General features: G+C 68.4%; 11 protein-coding genes. 1 reads left to right on the top strand and 10 read right to left on the bottom strand.

Annotated elements, in window-relative coordinates:
• Positions 1–42: 42 nt before the first annotated feature.
• The 9 genes from addA to Q0D93_RS04450 form a co-directional block, all read right to left on the bottom strand.
• Complete coding sequence (addA, locus tag Q0D93_RS04490) at positions 43–3,501, bottom strand: double-strand break repair helicase AddA (RefSeq protein ID WP_294391752.1); 3,459 nt, start codon at positions 3,499–3,501, stop codon at positions 43–45.
• Positions 3,498–6,467: a double-strand break repair protein AddB gene (gene addB / locus Q0D93_RS04485; protein WP_294391751.1), complete on the bottom strand. Its 2,970-nt coding sequence runs from the start codon at positions 6,465–6,467 to the stop codon at positions 3,498–3,500. The genes addA and addB overlap by 4 nt, the downstream gene beginning before the upstream one ends.
• 2 nt (positions 6,468–6,469) lie before the next feature.
• Positions 6,470–7,183 (bottom strand): nucleotidyltransferase family protein, encoded by a 714-nt coding sequence (locus Q0D93_RS04480; RefSeq protein ID WP_294391750.1) that lies wholly within the window; start codon positions 7,181–7,183, stop codon positions 6,470–6,472.
• A complete protein-coding gene (locus tag Q0D93_RS04475) occupies positions 7,180–8,127 on the bottom strand; it encodes a phosphotransferase (protein WP_294391883.1) in 948 nt (315 codons plus the stop codon). Before Q0D93_RS04475 ends, Q0D93_RS04480 begins: the two co-directional genes overlap by 4 nt.
• Complete coding sequence (gene tsaE / locus Q0D93_RS04470) at positions 8,124–8,591, bottom strand: tRNA (adenosine(37)-N6)-threonylcarbamoyltransferase complex ATPase subunit type 1 TsaE (protein WP_294391749.1); 468 nt, start codon at positions 8,589–8,591, stop codon at positions 8,124–8,126. Before tsaE ends, Q0D93_RS04475 begins: the two co-directional genes overlap by 4 nt.
• The gene (locus tag Q0D93_RS04465; RefSeq protein WP_294391748.1) at positions 8,588–10,963 is read right to left on the bottom strand and encodes a PAS domain-containing sensor histidine kinase; all 2,376 of its coding nucleotides are present in this window, start codon (positions 10,961–10,963) and stop codon (positions 8,588–8,590) included. The genes tsaE and Q0D93_RS04465 overlap by 4 nt, the downstream gene beginning before the upstream one ends.
• Before the next feature lie 50 nt (positions 10,964–11,013).
• The gene (gene ahcY, locus Q0D93_RS04460; protein ID WP_294391747.1) at positions 11,014–12,423 is read right to left on the bottom strand and encodes an adenosylhomocysteinase; all 1,410 of its coding nucleotides are present in this window, start codon (positions 12,421–12,423) and stop codon (positions 11,014–11,016) included.
• A gap of 111 nt (positions 12,424–12,534) precedes the next feature.
• Positions 12,535–13,044, bottom strand: a complete 510-nt coding sequence (locus tag Q0D93_RS04455) for a hypothetical protein (RefSeq protein WP_294391746.1) — start codon at positions 13,042–13,044, stop codon at positions 12,535–12,537.
• Positions 13,045–13,113: 69 nt separating this feature from the next.
• Positions 13,114–13,578, bottom strand: coding sequence for a DUF488 domain-containing protein (locus Q0D93_RS04450; protein ID WP_294391882.1), 465 nt, complete (start codon positions 13,576–13,578; stop codon positions 13,114–13,116).
• Positions 13,579–13,618: 40 nt separating this feature from the next.
• On the opposite strand from Q0D93_RS04450, the gene trmFO reads away from it, so the two are divergent.
• Positions 13,619–14,923 (top strand): methylenetetrahydrofolate--tRNA-(uracil(54)-C(5))-methyltransferase (FADH(2)-oxidizing) TrmFO, encoded by a 1,305-nt coding sequence (trmFO, locus tag Q0D93_RS04445; RefSeq protein ID WP_294391745.1) that lies wholly within the window; start codon positions 13,619–13,621, stop codon positions 14,921–14,923.
• Between the two features lie 840 nt (positions 14,924–15,763).
• On the opposite strand, the gene Q0D93_RS04440 is transcribed toward trmFO, so the two are convergent.
• Positions 15,764–16,462 carry a biotin--[acetyl-CoA-carboxylase] ligase gene (locus tag Q0D93_RS04440; RefSeq protein WP_294391744.1) on the bottom strand — a complete coding sequence of 233 codons (699 nt, stop codon included), beginning with the start codon at positions 16,460–16,462 and terminating at the stop codon, positions 15,764–15,766.
• Positions 16,463–16,467 lie beyond the last annotated feature (5 nt).

Here is a 16,467-nt window from a genome sequence, read left to right as displayed (position 1 = left end):
CTTGTTATCGTGACGGGCATGTAAGCAGCCGCTTCAGGCCACTCAACCGCTTTGGCCCAGCTTTTGCTCCGCATCCTGATAGCCGGGCTTGTGCCTGTCGAGCAGGCGCGGCGACAGCGGGATCAACGTCGGCCCTGACGTGTAGAGCAGGGCGGCATCGATCGGTCGGTCGGGAAAGATCACCGCCAGTGCCGCGACATAGGCCGCCATCTGGCGGAGATGATGGACCGGCGCCTCTTCCGCCGAAGCCGGCACGCGCCCGCCCGTCTTGAAATCCGCAAGCAGTATCCGGTCGTCGCCCACTACCAGCCGGTCGACGGTGCCGGACACCACCGTGCCATCGGGCAGCACGGCGGCGATCGGCGCCTCCGCCAGACCAGCGGGATCGAACAAGTCCCGATGCGCGGGGGCCGCCACGATCCCGCACACTTCCGTCACCAGCGCCTTGCGCTCGGCCGGATCCGCGACGCCGCCAGCCTGCTCCAGCCATTGGTCGCCCGCCCGCATGCGCTCGTCCGGCGGCAGATCCGGCAACCGCTCGAACAAGGCGTGCAACAGGCGCCCGCGCCGGGCTGCTGCCAGCATGGCCGGACCGGGCGGGGGATCAGCGGTCAGGTCTTCACCCAGAGACGACGGCGCGAGCGGACGCGGCGGGCGGCTTTCCTGCGGCGCCGGCCGGCCGATGAATGACGGCAGCGGCGGCGGCGCGGGCAGCGCCCGGCGCAACAGCTTGGCGGCAGGATCGGCGTGCACTCCCCCTGCCCCGGCGGCACCGCCATAGCTCCGCACGGCGCCCCAGTCCGCATCGTCCCGCCATTCCGCGCCCAAAATCTCCAGCGCGCGATCCAGTTCGGCATACCAGCTTTGCGCCGGCGGCACCCCCTTGGCACGCGGGCCCAGTGCGCCGCCGATGACCAGCATCTCCTCCGCGCGTGTCACCGCGACGTAGAGAAGCCGCCAATGCTCCTCCCGTTCGCACCGCTCGGCGTGGGCGAGCGCATCGCCCAGCGTGCCCGTCAGTTCCGCCTTGCGCGGCCGGAAGATGCGCAAGGGATCTCCGTCCTCCTCCATCGTCCATTCGATCACGTCGGTGCGCGACGCATCGGGATCGCCGGGTGCGTCGGCCAGGATGACCAACGGCGCCTGCAAGCCCTTGGCGCCATGCACGGTCATCACCCGCACCGCATCCAGCGGCGCGGATGGATCGCGCGTTACCTCCACCTCGTCACGGTCGAACCAGTCGAGGAAGCGTTGCAGGGTCGGCGTCGCATCGCGCTCGAACGACAGGGCCGCGTTGAGCAGTTCCTCGATCGGGTCGCGCGCCTCATGCCCCAGTCGTGCCATCAGCCTGCGACGGCCATCGAGCGGCCCGGACAGGATGTCCTCCAGGAAGCGGTAGGGCGTCGCTAAATCGGCGCGGTCCAGCAGCCGGTTCAGCCCGTCCAGCGATCCGACGCTGGCGGGATCGTCCAGCACGGCATGCCACAGCGTGCCACGGCGGCCGAAGCCGACGCGATACAACTCCTCCTGGCTCCACCCGAACAGCGGCGACACGAGCAGGGCGGCGAGGTTCAGATCGTCTTCGGGTTGCAGCACGAAGCGGATCGCCGCCATCAAGTCCCGCACCGCGAGCGGCGCATCCAGCCGCAACCGGTCGACACCCGCGACCGGCACGCCTTCCGCATGCAGCCGGGCGACGATCAGCGACGCCAGCGACGCCCGCTTGCGCACCAGGATCAGCACATCCTCTGGCCGCAGCGGCCGCTTGCGCCCGGCGAGCCACAGCGGTTGGTCCAGCCAGGTCCGCACCTGTCGCGCCAGCCGGGTGGCAAAGTCGCGGGCGGCATCGTCCAGCCATCCTTCCTCACCCTCATCGTCATTGCTGACGCCTTCCTCCAGCGACACCGGCTTCCACTGGATAACCTGGCCCGGCAACCCCTTGCGGGCACTGACATGCGGCTCGGGCGGGTCGAGCAGGCCCATCCGCTCCTGCCCGATCTGATCGATCAGGCGGTCCACCACGGCCAGGATCGGGGGGGTGGAGCGGAACGAACGATCGAGCGACAGACGATGGACCTGCTGCTCCCCCATCGCCGCCGCCCCCTCGAAATATCGGCGAGCGGCCGCGAAGGCGACGGGATCGGTGCCCTGGAAGCCGAAGATCGCCTGCTTGAAATCGCCCACGGAGAAGATCGTCCGGCACACGCCGTCGGGCTTGGGTTCCTCCACGAAGAACTCTTCCGCCAAGGCGCGGACGATGGTCCATTGCGGGACATTGGTATCCTGCCCCTCATCGACCAGGATGTGATCCGTGCGGCGATCGAGTTTGTAACGGATCCATTCGCCGATGCCCGGCCGTTCCAGCAGCGCCACCGCCGCATGGATGAGGTCGTCGAAATCGACCGCCCCGGCCGCGCGCTTGGCGGCGCCATAGGCAAGCGCATAGGCCTGGCCCGCCCGCAGCGCGGCGGCGAGTTCGGCCGCAAGTGCCGCCCGCTTGCGCAGGCCCAGCAAGGCATCGACGTAGGCATGGGCATCCCCGCAGTCGGCGGGATATTGTTCCACCTGCGGTGCCTGCCCCTTGGCGAAGGAAAGCGGGTCGCCGTCCTTCCTAGTCCAGACGCGATGCAGTTGTTCCAGCGTGGCCGCCCGCTCGGAGGCATCCGCCGCAAGCCATGCCTCCACGATCGCCGCGCGCTCTTTTCCGCGCGAGGTAGCCCATGCGCGATTGGCGTCGGCGATGCGCCCCAGGCAGGCGGTGTCGAACCGCCTGTCGCTCACCTGTTCCAGGATATGCTCTTCGACATCGCCCAGCGGCACGTCCAGCGCGGTGCGCACGCGCGGCTCGATCGCCTCGCGCGAGCCGAGTTCGCTCAGCGCCGCATGCGATTGGGCGGAGACGCGCAGGAAGCGTTCGGCCTTGTCCTCGCCCAGGCGGCGGCTGAGCGACTGGATGTCGCGCACCAGGCCAAGGTCGCCGCCACGTTCGGCTTCAACCAGCAATTCCGCGAGCGTCGCCCGCGCCAGCGCGGCCTCGGCGGCCCCTTCCAGCGGTTGAAAGCCGGGGGTCAGGCCCGCCTCGGCGGGGAAGCTCGCCAGCATGGTCTGGGCAAAGGCGTGGATCGTCTGGATGCGCAGTCCGCCGCCCGGGGCGTCCAGCACGCGCGCGAACAATCGTCGGGCGCGGCGCAGCGCCTGGTCGTCATTCGGTTCCGACAAGGCGAACAATTCCTTGCGGAGCTTGCCGTCGGGCAGCCTGACCCAACTCGCCAGGCGACCCTGAATTCGTTCCGCCATCTCCGCCGCGCCTGCCTTGGTGAAGGTCAGGCACAGGATGCTCTCCGGCTCGGCTCCGTTCAGCAGCAGGCGCAGCACGCGCGCGGTCAGGACGTGCGTCTTGCCGGTGCCCGCCGACGCCGACAGCCACACCTGACGCCGGGGATGCGACGCTTCGGCCTGAGCGCCTTCCAGCACCTGGAACAGGGACAGACGCCCGCTCATGCATTCTTCCCCGGCGCGGCACGGCCATACCATTCGTCCAGCCGCATCAACTGGTCATAATCGCCATAAGGGGCATATTCCGGGTGCAGCTTGGCGGTGAACGGCGCATCGCCCAGCAGGAACGTGTCCACCGCCTCCGTCAGCACGCGCACCGCCCGCGTGGTGAAGTCCTCCGGATCGATTCCTTCGCCCGACTTGCTGAGGCCGACCGGGCTGGTGACATAACCGAGCTGACCGTCCTTGGCCGCCAGCGACCAATATTCGAACGTGGTCGGACGCGCGTGGAGGTCTTTTCCAAAGCCCCCCCGCTCGGCAATCAGGCCGAGCAGGCCCAATTGCATCGAATAGCCTTCCGCCACCGCCCGCCTGGACGGAGGCTTGCCGGTCTTCCAGTCCACGATCGCCAGCGTGCCATCGGTCAGCCGATCGATGCGGTCCACCGTGCCCTCCAGCCGCAGCCCCGCCACGTCGATGGTGCCCTTGACCTCCGCCGCCACAGTCCGGCGGCCAGCGGCGGCGCCGCGCGCCACCTCCTCCGCGATCCACTCGATCGCCTCCAGCAGGCGCGGGGTCCACAAGGCGCGCAGCACGGGATGGGCGGACGTCTCCGCCAGCAGCCGTTCGGCGCGGGGGCGGAGCCTTGCCGGATCGCAGCCATCCTCCTTCACCCACGCCTCGAACACGGCATGAACCGCACTGCCGCGCCAGGCGGGGCTGGGATCGGCATCCACCGCGTCCCATGCGCGCAGCTTCAGCATGGCGTCCGCGTAGAAGGCATAGGGGTCCGCCCGCAGCCGGTCGAGCTTGGTCACGGCGATCCTGCGCGGTCGATCGGCTGTCGGCGGACGCGGGGCCGGCCGGTCGATCAGGATCGGCGCGTCCGGCCGGTCGATCATCTCGGCCCAGCGTTCCAGCGTGCGGGCGGGCGCGAGGCCGCCGGTCATCGCCTCCAGCCGCAACCAGAAGCGTGACGGCACGGCGGGCGCGCGCGCATCGCGGCGGGCGCGGGTGATCAGCACCTCCGGCGCGCCGAGCGCGGCGGCGAACTGCTCTGCCTCCGCCCCGATCCGGCGTTCCAGGCCGGGCAGGCCCAAGGTCTTGCGGACGGCGGGCGCCAGCCAGGGATCAGGCGCGGGCAAGGCCGGCCACACCCCCTCGTTCAACCCGCCCAGGATCATCAGGTCGGCTTGCTGCAGGCGCGCCTCGATCAGGCCCCAGATGAACAGGCGCGGATGCCCGCCCTGCGGCGGCCTGACCGCCACCCGGCCGAGCATGTCGCGCAGGATACCGGGCATGGAGCCGGGTCCGACCGCCATCGGCCCCTCCACCGCATGCTGTTCCAGGCTGGCGACCAGTTCGGCGGCCGCGCGGCCGGCGGGGCGGCTCCACGCCGCATCGCCGGCAAGCCGCGTCGCCGTCTCACGCACCGCGTCCAGCATGGCGGCAAGGGTGGGTATGCGCTCCGATCCCGCGCGTTCCAGCGGAGCCAGTACGGGCTCGACCCGGTCCCACCAGGCCAAGGCGGCCTCTCGCTGCTTCCGGGTCCGATCGTCCCCTTCGCGCAGAAAGGTCCGGATCGCATGGAGCCCCGGCGCGGGGCGCGGGCCCCGCAAGGCGCGGTCCAGCGCGCGCACCCCGGCAAGCCAATCCGCCCGCCCCTCCCCGCTGCACACCAGGGGATGTTTCAGCAAGGCCAGCAACGGCACCGGCGCGAAGCCCTCCGCCGCCGCATCCGCGATGCTGGTCAGCAACGTACCCGGCGGGGTGAGGGAGAGCGGGCGGCCCGCGCTGTCGTCCGCCTCGATCCCCCACCGTGCCAGATGCGCCGATACGCGCGCGGCCAGGTTGCGGTCCGGCGTCACCAAGGCGGCGGTGCGCCCCGGCGTCTCCAGCGCCTCGCGCATGGCGACCGCGATCGCCTGCGCCTCCGCCGCCGGATTGGCGACCGTCAGGGCGCGGATGCCGGACAGACGACGCGCATGCGGCCCGAGCGTCACCCATTTGTCGGTAAAGGCCGCCGCCGCCATGGCATTGTGGATCGCACGACCGCGATCGGCGGTGGAGCCGCCCGCCCCGCGCTGCCGCCATGGCCGCACTTCGGCGCGGTCGACACCGATCCGGTCGAGCAGTTGGCGCAGCGCGAACTGGGGATGCGTCTCGATCGGACGCCCCTGCTCGCTCCCGCCGAGCGCGTTCCATTCCTCCTCCGGCATGCCCCGGTCCAGGTCCGGCAGCACGACCAGCCCGCTCGCCAGCCGCGAAACGCGCCGCAACAGGCGGGCGAGCGGCGGGGCGGCGGCGGTGATGCCGGCCGCCACCACCATGCCCCGCGGCGGCCGCTCGGCCCAGCGCCGCTCCACCGCGCCGAGCAGGCGGTTGCGGCGGTCGGCCAGGTCGATCAGCCTGCGCCGTCGCAGCTCCTCCGGCCAGCGGTGCAGCACCACCTGCAATATGGCGAGGGATGCCTGCCAGTGGCCGGCCAGTTCCGCCGGCACCGCTTCGGCCAGGCGGACGGGCGGTACCTCGTCCACGATCATCTGGTCCAGCAAGCGGGCGAGGTCGGCGGCAAGGCGGACCGCCTCCGCCGGGTCCAGCCCCGGCTGCGCATCCCCGATCAACCGCGCAAGGATCAGCTGCCGCGCCACCGGGTCGATCGCCGGCGGCACGGGATCACCGGCGGCCACGTCGAACGCCGCGCCAAGCTGCTCCTCCAGCGATGCGTCGCCCACCGCCACCAGGCGCGGCAGCAGCAACCCTCCCCCTGCCCGGCGCACGAACGCATCGGTGACGGCGCGGACCGCGCGGTTGTTGGGCAACAGGATGATGCCCCGTGCCAGCGCCAGCCGGTCCGTGCCCGCCCGCGCCACCAGCCCCTGCGCCAGGGCATCGGCAAACGGCCAGTGGATCGGGATGGCGTAGACGTTGGGGCGGAGGATGGAGGCGCTTTCGTCGTGACGGTCCGTCATGCTCATTCCGCCGCCAGCAGCGCCTCGGTCTTGGCGATGGCGGGGGGCGTGCCGACGTCGAACCACAGGCCCTGGTGCACGACCCCGAAGGCCCGCTGGGCCTCGATCGCGCGATCCCACAGGATGTTCATGGAGAAGGCGCCTTCGGGCGCATCGGCGAACAGGCGGCGCGACACCAATTGCACCCCGGTGAACACGAACGGCGCCATCTTGCCAGGCGCGGGCCGCAGCACTTGGCCCCTGGGATCGAGGCGGAAATCGCCCTTGCCGCCGTGGCAGTGGGCGCGTGCGATCGGCACCAGCAGCAGCAGCGCGTCCATCCGCGCATTGTCCCACTGCGTGTCGAGCAGGTCGATCGCCCGCACCGGTCCGTCGACCCACAGATTGTCGCTGTTGACGATCAGGAAGCGGTCATCCTCGATCAGGGGCAGTGCCTTGGTCGCCCCACCGCCGGTTTCCAGCAGCTGGGCGCGTTCGTCCGACAGGACGATTTCCGGGCCTCCCTTGCGGCCGTTCAGATGCGCCTCCAGCGCATCCGCCAGGTAATGCGTGTTGACCACAGCACGCGCCACGCCCGCATCGCGCAGGCGATCGAGCGCATGGTCGATCAGCGGCTTGCCGGCCACGGACACCAGCGGCTTCGGCCGGGTCGCGGTCAACGGTCGCATCCGCTTGCCGAGCCCGGCGGCAAGCACCATCGCGGTGCGGATCGTCATGCCGGCATGTCCGCCCAGGCCGCGCCCCGCTTGTCCGCCGGCACATGGGCGTCGAACCAGCACCGCACCGGTGCCAGTGCCGGATGGGCCAGGTCACGCTCAAGATAGGTCCAGACACGCGATTGATAGGACAGATAGCGGGGCTTTCCGTCGCGCTTCCACAGGCGGGTGAACAGCCCCAGGATCTTGGTATTCCGCTGCGCGCCGAGCAGCGCGTAAGCGGCGTCATCCACTTGGCCGTAGCGGGCCAGCATGGCCGCCTCCAGCGCGGGCGAGACGTCCCGCCGCGCATCCTGCAACAGCGACACAAGGTCGTAGGCGGCGTGCCCGGCCAGCGCATCCTGGAAATCGAGCAGGCCGAGGCGACCGTCGGTCAGCAACATGATATTCTCGGCATGGTAATCGCGCAGCACCATGGTCGACTGATCGTCCGCGATCGGGGCCAAGGCCTCCGCCCACGCCTCGGCATAGCCTCCGCCCGGCTCCAACTCGACAGCCGGCATATACCATTCGGGGAACAGGCCGACCTCGCGCTGGTACACGGCCATGTCATAGGGCGGCAGCGCGCCCGCGCGATGGCCATGCAGGTCGCGCAGCAGGTCGATCGCCGCGGCGTACACCTCCTGCTCGCGGCCGGCATCCGCCTCCACCACTTCCCGCATCCGGGCGTCGCCAAAGTCCTCCAGCAGGATCATGCCGCGCTCCAGGTCCTGGGACAGGATGCACGGCGTGACGAAGCCCAGCGTGCGGAGATGGTCGCCGATCGCCACGAACGGGCGGCTGTCCTGATGCTGCGGCGGCGCGTCCATCAGCACCGCGCTGGCGTCCGACCCGACCACCCGGAAATAGCGCCGGAACGAGGCGTCGCCGGCAAGCGGCAGGATGGTCGCATCCTCCCACCCGGCATTGTTGAGGAACAGGTCCGCTCCGGCGGACGGCGTCATGATCGGACGGGCGGCCATCGGCCTTCCCATGACCCCGATGCCTGCCAAGTCAAGCGGCGGCCGCCGGCCGGCTCCTCCTCCAGGCTCAGGCGAAGCGCATCCGGCCAGGCACGCGCGCCCATCCGCTCCGGCCATTCCACCAGCAGCGCCGCTTCCAGCCGGGCATCGTCCAGCCCAAGCTCGTCCAGCTCCTCGGCATCGTCGACCCGATAGAGATCTACATGCCACACCGGAATCGCCAGTTCGGGCGGCGCATAAGCGATCACCAGCGGGAAACTGGGGCTTGGCGCCTCGTCGGCCAGCCCAAGCCCGGCGAGGATGCCGCGCGCCAGGGTCGTCTTGCCGGCCCCCAGCGGTCCCGCCAGCGTCACCACGTCGCCCACCCGCAAAGTGCTGGCGAGCGCCATGCCAAGCTGCCCCGCCGCGTCCGCATCGGCCAGGTCGAGCGATCCTGACGCGATCATGCCTCCTCGTCCGCCACGTCCAGCGGCAGGCGGACGATCACGCTGGTGCCGCGCCCCACCTCCGACAGCAGTTCCAGCGTGCCTCCATGTGCCTCCACCAGCTGCCGCGCGAGCGGAAGGCCGAAGCCGCCGCCCGGCTCGTCGCTCCTGCCCTGATCCTGGCCGATGGTGCTGCGGGTCATGCGGTCGAACAATCGCTCGCGCTGCTTGGGCGCGATCCCCTGGCCATTGTCGGAGATCACGATCTCCGCCGCGCCGTCCACCCGTTTGCTGCGCACCAGCACGCGCCCGCCGGCCGGCGTGTAGGACACGGCATTGCGCAGCAGGTGATCGAACGTCTGCATCAGGCGCTTGCGATCGCCCACCACGGTTCCGCTCTCCGGCGCGATGTCGGCCGCCAGCAACAGCCCGGAATTGTGGGCGCTGTCCCGCACCAGATCCACCGCGCCGCGCACCAGTTCGGATACGGCCAGCGACTCCATCGCCATCGGCAGGGTGCCGGCCGCGCTCTGCGTCAGGTCGAGCACGTCCGAGGTCAGGCTCGACAGACGCTGCACCCCCGACAGGATCGCTTCCACATAATCTCGCGCGGTCGCGCTCAGTTCGCCGGCATAGCCGCTGCCGAGCATTTCCGCGAAGCCGGCAATGGAGGTGAGCGGCACGCGCAATTCGTAGCTCATGCTGGCCACGAACGAGTTCTTCAGCCGGTTCGCCTCTTCCAGCGCTTCGTTGCGGTCACGTAGCGCCTCCTCGATCCCGCGACTGGCGGTGACGTCCAGCAGGGTGAACAGGGCATTGCCGTCCGGCAGCGGAACCGCCGCAAATTCGAAATGCCTGCCATCGACCAGGCTGATCCGGCCGGAGCGATGCTGCCGCTCCACCGTCGCGATCCGCACGAGATCGCGGATCAGGCCGGCGCGTGACGGGTCCAGCAGCTTGGGCGCGATCGTCTGCACCAGCGCATCCACGCGGGGGTGGCGCGCCAGTTCCTCCTCCGGCAGGTCCCACACGTCGCGGAAGCGGGTATTCCACAGGTTGAGCCGCCCGTCCGCCGCAAACACGCCGATCGCCTCGAACAGGCTGTCGAACGTCGCGGTGCGGACCCGCACAAGCGTGTCGCGGGCGCTGGCGAGTTGGAGATGCTCGGTCCGATCCTCGAAGATCAGCAGCAGTCCACGGTCCGGCAAGGGCTGCGCGACCACGCGGATATGGGTGCCGCCGGGCAACAGCCAATTTTCTTCCGCCGGCTGGGCCAAAGCGAACCATTGCCGCCGCTCCGCCTTCCAACCGGGGAAGTCGCGGCTTTCCGGCGCGCGCTGCGCCTCGCGCATCCGTTCCAGAACGCGGTCGAACTCCGGGTGGTCCGACAGCCAGTCCGGCTCCAGCGCGAACAGGCGCACGAACTGGCGATTGTAAAAGACCAGGCTGTGATCCGCCGCAAATTGCGCGACGCCCGCCGACAACCGGTCGAACATGTCATGCTGGGCGCGCACGAACAGGCCGAGGTCGGAGCGTGCGTCCTCCAGCTCCTGGATGTCCATGGCATAGCCTGCCACGCCCGATTCACCGATCGGCACGTCGGCGACGCGCATCATGCGACGTTGCCCGGCGATGATCGCGGGTGCGGAGCGGATCACGACGTGGCGGCGGTCGCGCGCCTCCGCCGCCGATGCGCTGGGCGTCTGGCCCCCACCCGTTTCGACCAGCTCGATCCCTTGCGCCACCACCTGCTCGGCATCGCCCGCCTCCACGGCGCGGACGTAAGCGCCGTTGACCAAGGCCAGATCCATGTTCGGTCCGCGATGCCACATCGGGAATGGCGCCGCCTCGATCAGCGCCGACAGGCCGTCCACCGCCCGGCGCATTCGCACCACCTGCTGGTCCAGTCGCCCGATCGCGCGCTGCGTCTCACTGACGTCAAGCAGCCAGACCAGCACCACGCGGCGATCGTCGCCCGCGACGCTGTACGGCTCGACCCGGAGGGAGAATATGCGGCCAGGCGCCTGACCTATGGTGATCTGCACCTGACGGCTGGACGCCCGGGTTGCGCGGATCGCGTCGACCAAGGCGGCATAATCGCCTTCCGCCAGCCGAGGCTCCTTGGCGAAGTCGGTCAGTCGCGTGGGAACCGCATCCAGTTCCAGCCAGCTGGCGATGCGAGGATCGGCATCGATCGCGTCGTCGGGGTAAACCAGCATCGGCAGGCTTGGCGCGCCGGCCAGAAGATCGGCCACCGCCCGCGCCTCCGCAATCGACGATTCGGCCCGCGCTGCCTTTCGGACGCCGACCAGGGTCGCCGCCACCGCAAGGACCAGCCATAATCCACCCATGGTGGCGAGCAGCAAAGTGCCGGTGGGAAGGTTCGCGATCATCGGCCCGCTTCTAAAGCGGGCCGATCGGTTGGAACAGCTTTCTGTATGGATCAGTAACGATAATGGTCGGGCTTGAACGGCCCTTCCGTGGTCACGCCGATATAGGCCGCCTGCTTGTCGGTCAGCGTGGTCAGCTTCACGCCCAGCTTGTCGAGGTGGAGGCGGGCGACCTTCTCGTCCAAATGCTTCGGCAGGACATAGACCTGATTGGCATATTGCTCGGCCTTGGCGAACAGCTCGATCTGCGCCAGCACCTGGTTGGTAAAGCTGGACGACATCACGAACGACGGGTGGCCGGTGGCGCAGCCGAGGTTCACCAGGCGACCCTTGGCGAGCACGATGATCTGCTTGCCGTCGGGGAATTCGACCAGGTCGACCTGCGGCTTGATCTCGGTCCACTTGTAGTTGGACAAGGCCGCGATCTGGATCTCGCTGTCGAAGTGGCCGATGTTGCAGACGATCGCCATCGGCTTCATCTTCGCCATATGCTCGGCGGTGATGACGTCGGCATTGCCGGTCGCCGTCACGAAGATGTCGGAACGCTCCACGGCTTCCTCCATCGTCACGACCTCGAAGCCTTCCATCGCCGCCTGCAGCGCGCAGATCGGGTCGATTTCGGTCACCAGCACGCGCGCGCCGCCGTTGCGGAGCGACTGGGCCGAGCCCTTGCCCACGTCACCGAAGCCGGCGACCGTGGCGACCTTGCCGGCCAGCATTACGTCGGTCGCGCGACGGATCGCATCGACCAGCGATTCCTTGCAGCCGTACAGGTTGTCGAACTTGGACTTGGTCACGCTGTCGTTGACGTTGATCGCCGGGAACGGCAGCTCGCCCTTCTTCGCAATCTCGTACAGGCGGTGGACGCCGGTGGTGGTTTCCTCCGACACGCCCTTGATCGCCTTCACCGTGGCGGTCAGGTAGCCCGGCTTGGCGGCGATGAACGCCTTCAGCGCACGCTGGAACTCGACCTCTTCGTCATTTTCCGGGTCGTTCAGCGTGCCGCCTGCCTCCAGCCGCGCGCCGATCAGCGCGAACATGGTGGCGTCGCCGCCATCGTCCAGGATCATGTTGCAGGGCTCGTCGCCCCAGTCGAAGATCTTGCCGACATAATCCCAATATTCGGCCAGCGTCTCGCCCTTTACCGCGAACACCGGGATGCCGGCGGCGGCGATGGCGGCCGCGGCGTGATCCTGGGTCGAGAAGATGTTGCACGATGCCCAGCGCACTTCGGCGCCCAGATCCACCAGCGTCTCGATCAGCACGGCGGTCTGAATCGTCATGTGGAGCGATCCGGTGATCCGCGCGCCCTTCAGCGGCTTGGACGCGCCATATTCGTCGCGCAGCGCCATGAGGCCCGGCATCTCCGTCTCGGCGATCGCAATCTCCTTGCGACCGAACCCGGCGAGCGCGATGTCATGGACCAGATAGTCGGTGAAAGTGTCGGCTGCGGCGGTGGCCACGGGCACGTCTCCTGGGCAAAGAAAGGGACGATCGCACGGTCGCGATCCTGCGCTTCGCCTAGCCGCTCACGCGCCGCCGATCAAATATAAAGAAAGCTTTATATAGCCGCCTCAGCGCACTGACGCCACCACGATCGGCCCGGCCAAGGGCTGGTCCGGCGTTTCGCACGTGCCGTCGGGCAATCGGGTGACCAACCCCTCCCGCTCGACCAACAAGGCCAACCCCTCCAGCGAATTGGTCATCATCGCCGCTTCTCGTGCCAGACTGGCCGCCGTGCCGCAGCTTTCCGCACCACTCGGCCCCGCACCATAGCCGTTCGCCATCGACGTGGTGAAGCTGTCATACGCCCGCTGGCCCGCCACTGGGCCATGGCTGTGGATGAAGTGCGCCTTGAGCCGGTCATTAACCTGGCCGATCGCAGCTCGGTTTGCGCTAACGAAACCGTTATAGTCGGCCAGCATGCCATGCCCCGACGCCTGACAGCGCAGCGCCGTCACCATCAGCATCGATTGAAGCTCGCGCACGCCCGCTGCGCTCGCTTCCTCCTGTCGCCAGCACGACGCGCCCGCCGACGTCCCAAGCAGCGCCCCCGCCGCCATCGCGGCTACCACTCGCTTCATGATCCACACCCCTCCGGGCCGACCCTCGCCGCCCTGTCAAAAGGTGTGACATGATCTGGTGAAGAAAGGCTAAACCACGGAGAGGTCGCGCAAATCGGGCACGCCGGGGAACAGGTCGACCACGTCCGCCTGCGGTGCCACCGCGCGCAGCAGCAAGGTGCGATGGCAGCCGCCCGGTTCGCGTTCGAAGCACAGCAAGGCGGACGGTTTCTCCGCCGCAAGCTCCAGCATCTGGCCTGCCTGGACGATCGCCTCGGGCAGATCGAGTTGACCGGCATACACCCGCTCCAGCACGTCATGCCGCCCCTTGCGCGCCGCCTCGCGTCCTTCCGGCGGCGTGCCCAGCGCCCGCAGGTGGACATAGTCGATCCCCGCCTCCACCAGTCCGCGCGCCAGGATGTTCTTGGAAAATCCCGGACGGCGCGACAGCGGCACCGCGCGAACATCGATCAGCCGCTCAACCCCAGCCGCCTTCAGCGCGGCCACGAGTTCCGCCTGCGTCGCTTTTTCATATCCAATGGTGAAGATGCGCATGACGGCTAGATAGGCGGGGCCGACCCGGTTACGAGGCGCCATGCACCAAATCCATATCGTCGGCGGCGGCCTCGCCGGGTCCGAAGCCGCGTGGCAACTGGCACAGGCCGGCTTCGACGTCCGCCTCTCCGAAATGCGCGGTGTCGAGAATACACCCGCGCACCACACCGATCACATGGCGGAGCTGGTCTGCTCCAACAGCTTCCGCTCGGACGATGCCGAACATAATGCGGTCGGCCTGCTCCATGCCGAAATGCGGGCGCTCGGCTCCCTCATTCTCGGACAGGCCGACAGGCATCGCGTGCCCGCCGGATCGGCGCTGGCGGTCGATCGCGACGGCTTTTCCGAAGGGGTAACCGCCGCCATCAGCGCCCATCCCAGGATCGAGCTGGTGCGCGAGCGGGTCGATCGCCTCCCGGAGGGGCCGGCGATCATCGCGACCGGCCCGCTGACCGCCGTCTCCCTGGCCGAGGCGGTGCAGGCGGAGACGGGCCAGGATGCCCTCGCCTTCTTCGATGCGATCGCTCCGATCATCCATCGCGAGTCGATCGACATGGACGTGGCCTGGTTCCAGAGCCGCTGGAACAAGGGCGACGGTCACGACTACATCAACTGCCCGATGTCCAAGGACGAATACCTCGCCTTCCATGCCGCGCTCCTCGCCGGGGAGAAGACCGAATTCCGCGAATGGGAAAAGGACACGCCTTATTTCGAAGGCTGTATGCCGATCGAGGTCATGGCGGAACGCGGCGTCGATACGCTCCGCTACGGGCCGATGAAGCCCGTCGGGCTCGACGATCCGCGCACCGGACGCTGGCCCTATGCCGTCGTGCAGCTGCGCCAGGACAATGCGCTGGGCACGTTGTGGAACATAGTCGGTTTCCAGACCAAGCTGAAATATGCCGAACAGGTCCGGGTGCTGCGCATGATCCCCGGGCTTGAGAAGGCCGAGTTCGCCAGGCTGGGCGGCCTCCACCGCAACACCTTCATCCAAAGCCCCAAGCTGCTCGACGGCACGCTGCGCCTCAAGTCGCGCTCCAACATCCGCTTCGCCGGTCAGATTACGGGGTGCGAGGGCTATGTGGAAAGCGCTGCGATCGGCCTCTTGGCAGGGCGTTTCGCCGCCGCTGAACTTTCCGGCGATACGCTGGCCTCGCCTCCGGCCGAGACCGCGCTAGGCGCCCTGCTCGGGCACATCACCGGCGGCGCCGATGCCGAGACCTACCAGCCGATGAACGTCAATTTCGGCCTATTCCCGCCCCTGCCGGGCAAGTCCCGCAAGGCTGATCGCAAGGCGATGATGGTCGCGCGTGCGCGCGAGGCATTGGCCGGCTGGTGCGCCTAGCGGCGTTGTCGGCCGGAGCGTTGGCCAAACTCCTGGTGGGGCCGCACGCTGAAACCGCGTTCATCGCTTTGCCGCGCCGCCCTGATGGCGCCCAGCCCGAGACATACCAGTTGAACGATATGAAGCGCACCGCCCCTCCTGATCGGAAGTTCCGCAAGTCAGATCGCAAACCGATAATGACGGCCAGCGTGCGGCAGGACAGCCAGCTAGCCTGCATAGCTGACAGCGTTTGGTCGAACATTCGCCGGCTTTGCCATGCAATATGCAACGCCGCCGCAGACCGGAATGGCGTTTGATACCCTGCTCGAGCGAACCAGCGATGGCGCCCACCCCCCGAGCCTCATTATCCGGTGACCTCACCTAAAATCTTCCCTGCAACCCCCGTATACGCAACGCGGGATCACAGCCTTCCGGTGCAAAGCGCCGGCAAGCTGGCTGAGCCAGAGATTTGGGGTGCAAACAACAGGTCGGACGTCTGGATCGCATGCGGGACCATACGCGCCAGACAATGCGCATGAACTTGGATTGCGCGTCATCTTCCTGCGCCAGGCCGGTTCGGAAATACCGCCCCGGCTCCGGCTCATGCAGGAACAGGGTCTGCTTCTTCCAGGTCACGCCACCACCGCCAGCACGCTGACGCCGTGACCGCCGGGACCACTCCCGGACCATTACCAAGGTCCATCGTCGCCCGGTGCTCTACTGCAACATATCGTTCGATGAACAACAGCTTCGGCTTCTTCGCCCGCTTCACCGCGTCCCCAGCGATGACGGCAGCACATGCAAGTGACGGCAGGGTAATCCGCCGACCTCACTCTGACGATCAACCGATCTCGTTCATTTCTACAAAAGGAAAACATCCCCAGCACGGACCGTCTCACCCGATCCATCCGCATAGCGGATCAACAGCGCGCCGTCCTGGTCCAACCCTTCGAACAGCCCCTCCCGCCCGCCGACACTGACGGCGGTGCCTAGCGGGTGGGCGCGGGCCAGCCACTGACTGCGGACGGGGGCCAGCCCTTCCGCGCGCCAACGACCGAGCCATCGTTTGAACGCCGCCGCCAAGTCGAGCAGAAAGGCATGGGCATCGGGCGCACTGCCGCACAGTGAGTGGATGCTCGCCGTTGGCCGATCCAGTCCGGCAGGGGCCTCGGCAAGGTTGACCCCCATGCCGATCACCACCGCCTCGCCCGCCCGTTCCAGCAGGATTCCCGCGATCTTGGCCGAGCCTGTCATAAGATCGTTCGGCCACTTGAGACTGATCGCCATACATCCTGCATAAGCCGACGCCACGTCGTCCAGCGCGACGCCCGCCACCAATGCAAGCGAAGGCGCCGGTGGTTCGCCCGCGCGCAAACGGACGATGGTGCTCGCGTAGAGATTGCCCGGCGGAGAGTTCCAGATCCGCCCCGCTCGACCACGCCCCAGCGTCTGCCGCTCCGCCCGCAACCAAGTTCCCTCGGCCGCTCCGGCAGCCGCCTCGGCCAGCAGATCGGCATTGGTGGATCCGGTTTCTGCCACCGTACGGATCAGGACTTTCATGCCTT

Source organism: uncultured Sphingomonas sp., from assembly GCF_934560975.1.
Classification (GTDB): Bacteria; Pseudomonadota; Alphaproteobacteria; order Sphingomonadales; family Sphingomonadaceae; genus Sphingomonas_I.
Note: the sequence above shows the minus strand (reverse complement) of the source record. Positions and strands in the feature narration are given on the sequence as shown.